Raw genomic sequence first — 12,626 nt, 5'->3', positions numbered from 1 at the left:
TGCGCAAACGTTTCGATGGCACTATGGTTATTGTATCCGCCAGGACAGAGCGGGTTTAAAGCGCAACATCAGGGAGGAGCGCTTGCGAGTAGCACTCCGTTTGAGCCGCAATGGCAACGATGGTTGAGGTAGCCCTTCGTGCCGGGGTGTCGGTCTCAACGGTGTCACATGTGATCAACCGCACGCGCTTTGTCTCGCCTGCGAAATCGAGAGCCATTAACGAAGCGATTGCTTTGCTTGGATATCAGCCCAATGGGCTGGCGCGTTCCCTCAAGGTCGCTTCAACCAACAGCGTCGGCTTGGCGATTTCGGCGATCTCGAACCCGTATTTCACTGACATCATCTGTGCCGTGGAAGCGGAATGCGCGCGTCTTGGCCTCATGGTTTTCCTTTCCGACACGCAGGACGATCCTGATCGGGAGCTTGCGGTCGTTCGCGCCTTCCATCAACGACGTGTTGACGGCGTTATTTTGGCGCCCTCGGGTGCCCCAGAGCGAGCCACCAATTACCTTGCCGAGAAAATGGTTCCCTGCGTTCTGATCGACCGGTTTGCCGACGAACGATTTGACCAGATCGGTGTTGAGAACCAATCTGCGATGCGCGCTCTTATCGATCACGTCGCATCCTTCGGCCATCAGCGGATTGGGTTCATTGCAGGGCAGCCGGGCCTTGCTACGACTCGCGAACGTATCGATGCGTTCAAGTCAGCTTTGATGGCTAACGGACTTGCCTACGTGTCGGAATATCTGCAGCCAGGGAACGTCGACACGGCGAGCGCTACGGCATCGACCCGCGCGATGTTGTCGTTGCCTTCGCCGCCTACGGCCTTGGTCACCGGCAACAATATGGCGACGATCGGAGCGGTCCGAGCGGTTCGCGAAAAAGGTCTCGAAATACCTCGGGATCTTTCACTTGTCGGCTTTGACGACTTCGAATGGGCCGATTGTTTTGAGCCGCAACTGACCCTTATTGCGCAGCCTTGCGCCGAAATCGGGCGGCAGGCCGCATCGCTGCTTAGCGCCCGAATTGCATCAACGGATACAGAGCCCCGCTCGGTGCGGCTTCAGGCGACGCTGCATGCCCGTCAATCCTGCGGAAGGCCGGCATGAGCGCGCCGCTTCTATCGGTGACAGGGGCCGTGAAACGCTTCGGCGGCGTTCAGGCACTACGCGGTGTCGATTTCGATCTCAAGCCAGGCGAGATCCACGCCCTGCTGGGCGAGAACGGCGCCGGCAAATCGACATTGATGAATCTGCTGTCGGGAGTTTACGCACCCGACGAAGGTACAATCCAGATTGACGGCAAGCCGGTGCGGTTCAACAACCCGCGCGAGGCGCAGACGGCCGGAATTGCGACCATTTTTCAGGAGCTTGATCTCGTTCCAACGCTCGATGTGGCGTCAAACCTCTTCCTTGGCCGCGAATTGATGCGCTCGGGCGGACTGCTCGATGTGGCGGGGATGCGCCGCGAAGCTCGCAAGCGTCTGGAAGCTATCGAACTGGCTATCGATCCCGCCGGGCTAGTCGGCGACCTCTCGATAGGGCAACGCCAGGTCGTTGCGATCGTCAAAGCGTTGTCCTATGCGACGCGGGTCTTGATCATGGACGAGCCGACGGCGGCCCTAACGGTGGGCGAGGTCGAGAGGCTGTTCGACATCATGCGCAAGCTCGCCGCCAGTGGCGTCGGCATCGTCTATATCTCCCACCGTCTGGAGGAAGTGCCGCAGATCGCGGACCGGGTGACGGTGATGCGGGACGGACGTGTAGCTGGCATCACCGATCCGCACACACCGCAGGCCGAACTGGTGCGGCTGCTCGTCGGGCGCCCACTGGACGAACTCTATCCCCAGCGCACCACGGCCGTCGGCCGGGCTCTGCTCAGCCTGCGCAATGCCAGCTTCCGGCTAGCGCGCGACAGCGCCGGCTGGCAGGCCCCGACAGGGCTTTCACTCGAGGTGCATGAAGGCGAGATCGTCGGGCTGGCCGGCATCATGGGGGCAGGGCGCACCGAGCTCCTGAGCGCGCTTTACGGCACCGGCCTTTCCGGCCAATGGGAGGGCGGCGTGGTCATTTCCGGCCGTCCGATCAAGCTTGATTCGATCAGAGCCGCGCGCCTTGCCGGCATCGCCTTCGTCACCGACGACCGCCGTGGCAGTGGCCTAATGCTGAGGATGGCGGTTGGCCTCAACCTCGTCATGTCGGTGATCCGGCGAATATCGCCGGGCGGACTGATGTCACCGGGCCGCCAGGCCGAGGCGGTGAAACAATCGTTCGGCCAGTTCGACATTCGGCCGAAGAATCCCGACATCGCGGTCGGCGCGCTGTCCGGCGGCAACCAGCAGAAGGTGGTGCTGGCCAAGGAGATACTTGGCAATCCCCGGCTCTTGCTGCTCGACGAGCCGACGCGCGGCGTCGATGTCGGCGCCAAGGGCGAGATCTATCAGCGGCTGCGGCAGTTGGCTGCACAAGGCCTGGGCATCCTAGTTGCCTCCAGCGAAATGCCGGAGCTGATTGGCCTGTGCGACCGCATCGTGGTGCTGCGCCAGGGGCGCAATGTAGCGGAATTCACCGGTGGCGTTGACGAGCACACCGTGATGGCAGCGGCAAATGGCAGGGAGGCGTGATGTCCGAACAGAAGATTTCGGTTGCCAGCGGTCCGGTGCTAGCCGCACCGGCCGCAAAGCATCGCGATCCACTCGCGCTGATCGTGCGCTTCCAAAGCTTGATCGGCCTGGTGCTGGTGGCGATCGGCGGCGTCATCTTCTCGCCCAGGCGCCATGGCGAGATACTGTTCCTTGCGCCCGACAACATGGCCAACATCGTGCGCGCCGTGTCGGAGACCGGCATTATCGCCATCGGCATGACCTTCGTCATTATCACCGCCGGCATCGACCTTTCGGTGGGGGCAGTGCTTGGTCTCTCCAGCGTCGTCACCGCGACGATGATGATCTCCGGCGGCTTCGGGCTTATCCCGACCATTCTCGCGGTGCTGATAATGGGCACCGTCTTCGGCGTGATCCAGGGCACCATTTCCAGCCGCTTTCGGCTTGAGCCGTTCATCGTCACGCTCGCCGGCCTGCAGGCGGCGCGGGGTCTCGCGCTGGTCGTTTCCGGCAACCAGTACATTAATATTTCCTATGGCGAGGGGCCCGGCCTGGCGCCACCTGTCTTCGCGGTACTGGGCGAGCGCCTGTTCAACAACACAGTGCCGGTGGCGACCATCGTCTTCATCGTCTTCGCCGCTATTGCTACCCTGGTACTGAATACCACGCGCTTCGGCCGCTATGTCTTTGCCGTCGGCGGCAACGAGCGAGCGGCGCGCATTTCGGGCGTTCCGGTCTCTATGGTCAAGATCTCGGTCTACGCCATTACCGGATTTGCCGCCGCCCTTGCCGGCATCGTGCATGCGGGTCAGTTCAACTTCGGCAGCGCCAATGACGGTATGGGCTATGAGCTCACGGCCATCGCGGCCGTGGTCATCGGCGGCACCAGCCTGTTCGGCGGCGCCGGCTCGATGGTCGGCACCGTTGCCGGCACCATCATGCTCGGCGCGCTCGCCAACATCCTTCAGCTCAACAACATTACCCCCGCCATGCAGCTGCTCGCGACCGCCGCGATCATCGTTGTGGCGGCAGTGCTTCAATCCCTCGTTCGCCGCCGCGAGGGTTTGGGACGATAGGAGGCCGGCGGCAGCATTTGGAAGACCATGAAACCAAGGTCTGGCCATAGGCCCGACGAGGAGGAGAGCAAGCATGACAACGATGGAAAAAGGATCGAGGCGCGCCCTGCAGGTCGCCTTTCTGGCAGGCTCTTGCCTGTGCATGGCGGGTGCTGCCCAAGCGGCCGACCCGATGGTCAAGGCCTGCGCCAAGGACGGCCAGTTCATCATCGGCTTTTCGCAGGCGAACAATGCCGAGCCCTACCGCCAGCATGTCAATGACGAGCTGACCGCGGCGGTCAAGGATGTGCCGCAGTTCACGCTGCAGATCGCCGACGGCGCCGGCAACGTCAACACGCAGACCTCGCAGGTGGACAACTTCATAACCCAGAAAGTTGATCTGCTGTTGATCTCGCCCTTCGAGGCAGCACCCATAACCCCGGCGGTGAAGCGCGCGATGGATGCCGGCATTCCCGTCATCGAACTAGACCGCAAAACGGTAGGCGACCCCGGCAAGGACTACACCGCCTTCATCGGCGGCGACAATTACAAGATCGCGCTCGAAGCGGGCAAATACACCGCAAAGACCCTGCTCCCGGAAGGCGGCGAGGCGGCGGTGCTTGAAGGGCTGCCGAGTTCGACGCCAGCGGTGGAGCGGCTCAACGGCTTCAAGGACGGTGTGAAGGAGAATGCCAAAATCCAAGTGGTGGCCGAGCAGGCCGCCGACTGGGTGCCCGACAAAGCTCAGACCGCCTTTTCCGCCATGCTGCAAGCGCACCCGGACATCAAGGTGCTCTATGCCTCGAACGACATGATGGCGGCGGGTGCGCTGCTCGCAGCCAAGGGCGCGGGCAAGCAGGTCAAGATCATCGGCACTGATGGCCTGCCGGGTCCGGCCGGCGGCATCGAGGCCGTGGCCAAGGGCGACTGGGCGGCAACCTTCACCTACCCGACCGGCGCCAAGGAAGCGATCGAGATGTCGAAAAAGATCCTGCTTGAGTGTGCTTCGTCGGTGGAGCCGACGGTGACGGTGGACACGACCGCGATCACGCCGGAAAATGCCAAGCAGATGACGGGAAACTGAGGGCAGGGCCGACAGCAGAGTTGATACGACAAGGCCCGGGAGTGGGCCTTGTTGTTTTTGTGAGCGAGCCGGCGTGGTCGTCGTCGGTCAAAACTCCGGCTAGAAAAATCCCGGCGGTCGAAGGACGGCACGCAGTTGAGCGCGTAGGCGGCATCAGCCCGTCTCGCCGCGATTTCAGCTGGATCTTGCAAGCAGCCTTGTCACGGGCTCGTTTCCATTTGGTTGGCGCCAGGCACTCGCGGAAAGCGCGAAAAGCGCCTCTATTCCGGAATAAAGCGGTCACGCCGATGACCGCCACCGTCACCGCCGCCGCCCTCTCGAGAAAGACTTCGGCGCTCATGAGGATACCTCGGTCCGCAATCCGGTCGTCATCACCAAAACGGCGGCACGCGCCGTGCTGCTGGCCTACGGGGGTTTTGTCCGGCTGTTGAGCGCGACAGGCGGGTCGAGCTGATAGCGGAGCTCAATAAGGACGATATTGCTGCGGTCGAAGCCTCCGCATGGAGCCGAGTCTCGACCATCTCACGACGAGCTCTCTGAGCCAAAACCAAAGTCGCACAGGTCTTCCGATATTCCTATCTCTGGCATTGGCACACCGGGAAGGCGCGGAGAAGGCGACAAGGACCGGCCCGCCTGGTGCTGGCGCTGGTCGGCCCCCACAAAGCACGTGGACAATACCAGTCTAGCCCTTCGTCGGCGCCAGATGTTGCTTGCTACCTCGCGGCTAGCCTACCGCAGGTCCAGCTGCAACAGGCCGCTATAATCCTCCGTCGCCAGGAAGAAGCCCTCGTCGATCGCCTTGGCTCTGAAAGCGGGATCGTCGCCGAGGTTGCGAAATTCCGGCTTCAATGTGCCTGATGCATCGAAGTAGCGATCTCGAAAGGTCGCCCGGTCAAGCCCGGCATAGTCTTTACCCTGACCTGCGACCGTGCAGGATTTCAGTTCGGTTTGGTCGGCAGCGTCCGCCGGGAAACTCTTCCTTGCAAAATCCATGGGACCGATGCCTGGAGCAATGCTGCGGGGGAATTGCGTGACGCACCGCTTCGTCGCGTCACCCGCAGCGATCGTCAGATCGAAATAGGGAGGCCTCAGCCCCTTGGTCGCGAGGTAGGCAAAGGCACGAATGCGATTGGCTGCCTTCAACGTCTCAAGGTCGGTCGTCTCCAGAATGCCGCCATCGATGGTGAGCTTTCCCGACCCGCCAAGTGCGGCAATTTGCTTCTGCAGCCAGTCTGCGTCACGATCGATCCAGGTCAGGAAATCGAGTGGCATCGCTTGCGGCTCCTTCATCTGCGGGTTCATGGATTGAGCGAGGGCCGCCGCAGTGATGAGCATCGCCAGCCCGGCCAGCGCTGCCGTAGAGAGAGGGAAGTTACGCATGTCATGCCTCCGTCCTTCTGCGTTGCCGCGAATCAGTTGTAGTGGTTGCGCGGCTTGATACCGAGCATGTCGCGCAATTGGTTCTCCGTTATGTCGTCAGGCCGCGGCGTTCCGCCGACACCGACGGTCCGCGCTTCCTCGTCCATGGAGGTATGTGGCTTTCCATCAAGCCCGTTGTAGGTGGCTGGACCCATGCCGGAAATCTGTCCCGCCTGGATGTGGGAGGCGTGGATCTGCTCATGGGCGAGCACGATGCCAGGATCGGCCGGGTTTGTCGCGACAGTGCCGGTCGATTTGTCGAACTCGCTCGACGTGCGGATACGGGCTGCCGCCGGATCGTAAGAGATGACCGCTCCTCCCGGTGTCGTCGTCGGATCCTTCGTGTGATCGGCGAGATCGGTTCCGGTGCGGCCGGCCACGTTCTGGATCGTCACCGTTTCTGGGCTGTCGACAATCCTCTTGGTGAGTTCGCGCCCTGTATCCATCCCGGTACCGGGTACGAAGAAGTCCTTGACGTCGAGCCAGGCGCCGTGGAGCCAGCTTTGCGAAACCTCGCCGGTCTTGCTGTTGACTCGGGCAGTCGGGTCTGTGCGTTGGATATCCTCCTCAACTTGCCGCCGATAGGCGGCATCGCCGGCCACGATCTCCTTGAGACCTGTCGGGTCGATATAGGCCATCGGATTATTGTTGGCATATGCGAAGAGATTGCATGATGTGGGGTTGCCGGTGCAGCGCTCAGGATCGCCGACATACAGCGGGTCGGGTGAGACGAAGCGGCCAAGGGCCGGATCGTAGTAGCGGGCACCGAAGTAGTAGAGCCCGGTATCGTCGTCGAGATATTTGCCGGTGAACCGATGGTGGGTTTTTTCGCGCGGCAACTCGCCCGAAATATCCGTCAAGTGATCGGCCCAGGCAGGAGCCAGTACTTCCGGCTTGTGCTCGGTTCCGTATGCGCGATAGAGCATTTGCTCGACCGGGGCGCCGCCCGAGGCGATCACATAGTCGCTGCTCTCGATATGATCCTTGAGGTAATAGAACCATTTACCGGTGCCGTGCTCGAGCCGCACCAACTTGGTCGAGGCAATGTTGACATAGCTCTCTTCGCCCTTTGGGCCGACCTCGAATGTCTCCACTGGATAGAGATAAAGCTGGTCTGGCTTCGATCCGTCCGGAGTAACGATCTTCTTGTATAGGCGTCGACCGGTCTGGTCGTAGCCGTAGAAGACGTCGTTGGTCGCGGTTTGCGCTCGGATGAGCCGGCCGTTGATGTCAAAGACAGTGCCGGTAAGGTTCGGCGACGTCGCCAGCTGGCCGAAGCCATCGAAACCATATGGCTTGGACGCGCTGCCGGCCGGAATGAGGCCGGTCGCGCTGGCTGCCGCCGGGACAATCCGTGCTCCGGGATCGAGCTCGTCATTGCGGGCGAAGGTGCCGGCAGGCGAATAGCCGAATTCGGCATGTTTGCCATAGCGATCGATACTCACGAGCTCGTTCTTGAAGTCATAGTGAAAGGTGCCGGAACGGTCGACATGGGTCGCGTCGCCGGCGCCACTGCCCAGCGCATCGACGATCTGTGTGATGGAGCCGTTCGAGTTGAAAGCCATGGTCAAGTCCTGCAGCGGAACGCCTCCCGCTTGCGAGACGATATGCGTCAGGAACAGCGTCGTCGGATCGTAGGTCATCTGCGTGAAGGCGCCGAGCCGGTAGTTGACGCGCTCGACCCGTCCTTCCGGATTGTACGTGATGTTCTCGATCACTTTCTGCGGGCCGGCGAAGTCCGGATGGGATACCGTCACGGAGCGGAGATTCTTGTCCGGTCCGAGCGCGAATTTCGACGTCAGGCCGCGTGGGCCGATCGATGAATCGATCCGGCCATCAAGCGTGTGATGGAAGCGATCGGCATACTTTGCGTGGTTGATCTCCACCTCGTTGGCGGTCATGCGGCCGTTCGCGTTGTAGGCGTAGCGTTCGGCCGCATCGAACAGGCCGTTGGGATCGTGGATGATGACCTCGGTTATTTTATCGAGCGGCAACGCGATCGGCACTTCGAACCCGGCCGCAGAGGCTATCTCGACGCCCCGGTCGTAGCGGTATTCGAGATGGAGGACACCGTCGTCAACCTCTGTGAGCTTGCGGTTAAGGAAGTCGTAGGTGGACGTCTGCACGGAAGCTTCGCCGTTCACGCCGACGCGCGCGATCGCTGATTGCCGCCCGCGCGCGTCGTAGAAGGCGTACCGATCGCCCATTCCGGGGATCGACTGGAATTCGATGTCGCCGACCGAATTGTAGATCAACCGTCGAGGCGCAGTTTCGCCCGGCAGCCAAATCTCGCTCAAATAGCCGAAGGAATCGCGCACGAAGCGGGAAATTTGCATCACGCCGTCGCCATTGGCGGCGATGAAGCCGGTCACCCCGTTCTCGTTGCTGAGCGAATATTCCTCGCTCCGCACCGTACCGTCGAACTGATCGGCATAGGTCGTTATTGTGTGCGTGCCCCAAGGCCCGAAGGTCATCTCGGAAACCTTGCCCGACGGGTAAGACTCACGCACCATGCGGCCCGTTGCGTCGTAGGTATATGTGTTGCCGATTTCGTGATCCGGACGCGGAACGTCGCCCAGCTCGAAGACCTTCTGCAGGTTCAGATCGTCGATACCGCCGAAGCTCCTGACGACGAATGGGGTCCAGCGGAAGACCAGTTTCTCGTTGCGATTGTAGAGCGCGAAGTTGCGGACCCGCACGCCCCCCTCGGCAACGCTTTCCAGGTCGGCGATCTGGTTGCCGCGGGCGTTGTAGGCGGCGAGCTCGGCAATGAATTCGCTCTCGCTTTCCGGAGTTTGGGCAGCGCTTGCGTAACGGCGCTTCGATGTCAAGATCAGTGAGGGCAGGCCGCTCTCGCCGATCTTGTAGCTGTAGAATTTCTCCGCACCGTCGGCTGCCACCTCATGGATCCTACGGCCGAGCGCGTCATAGTCGTTGGTGACGACCATGCCGAGGGGAGTCGTCATCGTTCGCACAGCTCCGGCCCGTGGCCCGTCGTAGGTCATTGACGTGATCTGGTTGAGCTCAGGCGCACCACCCGCCATCTTGGTGTGGCTCATCGGCAAGGTGCCGGTCTCTTCGTAGAGAACGGCCTCTGTCTGCCCAAGGTCGTCCGACAGCGCGGTGGTGTTGCCGAAGACGTCATAGCCCATTCTCTTGGTGAGGGTGCGGGTGGCGTTGCGGAACTGCTCGAGCGACGCCGGCAAGTTGCTGAGGCCGGAAAAGACTTCGAGTGTCCGGGTGCCCATGCGACCGCCCGCGTCGGCTAGATAGGTGAAGCTTTCACGGCTGAGCAGTCGCGTTCCGGTTAGGATACGGCGCTCGGATGCGGCGTTGACAATGCTGAGCGCGGCGAGATCGGCACGCGACTGCGCATACCCGGTCTGGGTGGTGCGGCTAAAGCCCTGAATGGTCAAATCCGCGGGTCCCGGGATATCGCGAACCTGCACAGTTTCCGAGGCGGGCATATTGAATTCGTCGAAATCGGCATACGTCTGGACCTTCACCGGGTCCTTACATTCGGGATCGGCCGGGTCCTGCTGTTCGGCGTCGCCGGCGGAACCGGTCAGCGTCTCCTTGACCTTTCTGAGATAGGACGAGCCGTCGCCACGCGAAAACGTCTCCCAAACCGACGACTCGCACTTCAACATCATCCCCGTCGTCGGCAGCTTCTGGGTGCGCGTGGCGGTCGACAGCGAGTGCAGCGCCGCCGCCGACGGATCGAGCGTCTCGGTCGTCTCCGCGCTCGCGACGAGCGTCGCCTCGGGCTTCACTTCATAGGTCTTGCGGATCTTCAGTTTGCCGGCGAGGTTCAGGTCAGCCGCCGTTTCCGCGAAGGTGTAATACTGTTCGCGATCGAGGCTTGAGCGCTGCGTGACCCGCTGGCCGGCCGCGTTCTCGTCGCCGTACGCGATCCTCTCGACGTCCGAGAAGCCGATAAAACGGCGATTGATCACATCGTAAAATGGATTGTGGTAGAAATATTCGTCCGTCTGCACTTGGGCGCGAACCTGGCCGGGTATGCCCTGCGACGTGACGAGTTGCTTGGCAACGACAACGGGAAAATGCAGGTTGCGCGTCGGCTGGCCGTTGGCGCGGTCGCGCAGCATCTCGTCGATCGAAGTCGCATAGCGAATGTCGTGCCGGCGGCCGGAATCGAAGTCGACGACCGTGAGCAGGTTGGCCTTGACCAACTGCACCGTGTCGGTGCGGTTGAAGTCAATCACGACGACGGGCTTCACCTCGTCGCCGGACGGCTTCTGGAACACGATGATTTCGCTCTGGCCGTCGCCGTCGATGTCTGCGACGCGCGAAGCGAAGGTCTGCGTCGACGCGCCCAGTTGAACCCGCAGATTGAGCGCGATGCTGAGCGGATCCTTCAGGTAGGTCCCGTCGCCGAAGCCGAGCCAGACGCGCATCTGGTCAGTGCGCTCGCCCATCGACGCGAAATCGATGATGCCGTCGCCGTTGGCGTCGATGTACCACATTGTGGCGAGGTTATCGCCGGGCTGCATGCCGCCAATCTTCGAGAAGCTGCCGTGACCGCAGACCGGATCGTTGATCGCGGCGTCGCCAAACAGCAGCGCATTCGGGTCCTTCGAGAACATGTTGCCCTGGTTCTCATAGAGGCAGAAGCCCTGGTCAGCCGGGCGGATGACGACGAGATCGGGCAGCCGGTCGCCATTGATGTCGACCATCCGCACATTGTTGCGGCCGAGTATCTGGCCGTCCTGACTGTTGAATGGGAACGCTTTGGTAAGCGCTCCGAAATTGACGTTGTAACCCCCATCGGCCTGCCGCCGGGTGAGATTGAGAAATATCCGCCATTCCGTGCGGCCATCAGCATTGAGGCGCGTCGTGACGATGTCGGACAGGCTGTCCATATTAACGTCGGCGAAGCGGCCGTTGCCGCCCGCGAATGTCGTTGGCGAGACGCCGGGCAGCGGGATCGAGCGGCCGAGATAAGGGAAGGTCCCGTCGGCTTTGCCGTCATAGACGTGCATCAGCCCGTCTTCGATTTCGACGATATCGACGAAGCTGTCGCCCAGGATGTCGGCAAAAGCGAAGCGATTGTCGGTGAGCCGGGGGGCGATCTGGCGCATTAGTCCAGCCTCGGTCGGACGCGACAGCACGAGTTGGCTGGTGTCGCCGAAGGCGCTGTTCAGGTCGCCGCTTCCGAGATGCACGGTCGCGCCGTCATCCTTGGTCTGCACGATGTCGACCAGTGCATCCATGTTGAGGTCGGCCAATTCGAAATTCTGCGGCGGGATGTCGCCGGCGAACGCCATTTTCGGCGCTTCGAACACGACGGGGCGCGACGCCAGTTCGGCGCTTGTCCACGACGAATAGCCGAAATGGATGTCCGGGAACTTCAGCGTCGATTGCGCCAGCGCCTCGCCGCCGGTGTCACCATACCGGTAGAGCACGCGCAGCTGGTCGAGCACATTGACCGACTGCGCGTCGATGAGCGGCGTGAGGTCGGCCTGAGCCTTCGCCAGGCAGTCCGGATGCGCCCGGACGACGAACTTCGACGTGTCACTGGTATCACGGCCGACATATCCCATGCACCATTGGGCGTAGACGGTGTCTTTGAACTTGGCCGTCACCTTGCCGTAGAGCCGGGCGTTCTCCTGTTTGCTGCCATTGGTGTGGCTTACGAGCGTCGATTGCGTCTCGATCAGCTCGAACTGATAGCTGCTCTGACCGCCGGCGAAGCTGGCCTTTGTCAGGTAGCTGCGTCCACCGAAACGCTGGTACTCGTAGCGGATGGCTTCGCGGTTGGCATTGAGCTGCAGCACCAGCGGCCATTTCGTGACATAGGGCGCGGCTACATCGAAATTGCCCTCCGCCACGGAGGAATCGCCGCTGAAGATCAGCCGTGTTCCGTTGGCGTTGATCACCTCGAAACCGGAGGAGATGGTGTCGGTGTGTAGGCCGCCCGTCAGGTCGAGCGAAAGGACGTCGAACGCGCCAGTGTGGTAGAGGATCTTGACGAAATCCTCGGCATATTCGGGCTTGTACTCCCAGACGCCGTTCTGGTTGCCGAGGAAGATGAGTCGCGCGCCCATATACGACAGGCGGGAGAAGAAATCGCCGCCTGGCTTGGTGCCGGGCACGGCCGTGCCGAGATCGTCATTGGCGGCGATCGCCTGGGTATTGAACTGCCAGCCGATACCGAGCCCGTTGCCGGTATCGCCCGCGAACTGGCTGTAGGTGAGGCTCAGTTGCGGCCCGAACTGGCCGCGCGTCGGCAGGGTGGGTAGCGGCACGGTGAAGTTCGCCGATCCCGTATTGTTGTTCAGCGTGAAGCTGCCTTCCTCCTGCGTGACAGTGCCGCCCGCAGCGGGCAACTGCACGATCGACGTCGCAGATTTGTCTTCGGCGCGGGCCGGTGAGCCGAGTACTGCGGCGCCAGCGGCCAGGGCTGCGAGGGCGGTAAGGGTCTTTATGAACATGGGACTACCTC

The 12,626-nt window shown here is 61.8% G+C and carries 6 protein-coding genes; 4 read left to right on the top strand and 2 right to left on the bottom strand.

Annotation, left to right across the window (positions count from 1 at the left end):
* Positions 1-110: 110 nt before the first annotated feature.
* The 4 genes from NKH30_RS00080 (at position 111) to NKH30_RS00065 (ending at position 4,741) form a co-directional block, all read left to right on the top strand.
* Complete coding sequence (locus NKH30_RS00080; protein ID WP_352470523.1) at positions 111-1,109, top strand: LacI family DNA-binding transcriptional regulator; 999 nt, start codon at positions 111-113, stop codon at positions 1,107-1,109.
* On the top strand, positions 1,106-2,623 hold the full coding sequence (locus tag NKH30_RS00075; RefSeq protein ID WP_352470521.1) for a sugar ABC transporter ATP-binding protein: 1,518 nt from the start codon (positions 1,106-1,108) through the stop codon (positions 2,621-2,623). The genes NKH30_RS00080 and NKH30_RS00075 overlap by 4 nt, the downstream gene beginning before the upstream one ends.
* Positions 2,623-3,678 carry an ABC transporter permease gene (locus NKH30_RS00070; RefSeq protein WP_352993721.1) on the top strand — a complete coding sequence of 352 codons (1,056 nt, stop codon included), beginning with the start codon at positions 2,623-2,625 and terminating at the stop codon, positions 3,676-3,678. The genes NKH30_RS00075 and NKH30_RS00070 overlap by 1 nt, the downstream gene beginning before the upstream one ends.
* 73 nt (positions 3,679-3,751) lie before the next feature.
* On the top strand, positions 3,752-4,741 hold the full coding sequence (locus NKH30_RS00065) for a substrate-binding domain-containing protein (protein ID WP_352470518.1): 990 nt from the start codon (positions 3,752-3,754) through the stop codon (positions 4,739-4,741).
* 729 nt (positions 4,742-5,470) lie between these two features.
* On the opposite strand, the gene NKH30_RS00055 is transcribed toward NKH30_RS00065, so the two are convergent.
* Positions 5,471-6,121, bottom strand: coding sequence for a hypothetical protein (locus NKH30_RS00055; RefSeq protein ID WP_352470517.1), 651 nt, complete (start codon positions 6,119-6,121; stop codon positions 5,471-5,473).
* Positions 6,122-6,153: 32 nt separating this feature from the next.
* On the bottom strand, positions 6,154-12,615 hold the full coding sequence (locus NKH30_RS00050; RefSeq protein WP_352993718.1) for an RHS repeat-associated core domain-containing protein: 6,462 nt from the start codon (positions 12,613-12,615) through the stop codon (positions 6,154-6,156).
* Between the last annotated feature and the right edge of the window lie 11 nt (positions 12,616-12,626).

The sequence above is a fragment of the Mesorhizobium sp. M1273 genome (genome assembly GCF_040318195.1).
GTDB lineage: Bacteria > Pseudomonadota > Alphaproteobacteria > Rhizobiales > Rhizobiaceae > Mesorhizobium.
This window is presented reverse-complemented; position numbering and strand designations above follow the sequence as displayed.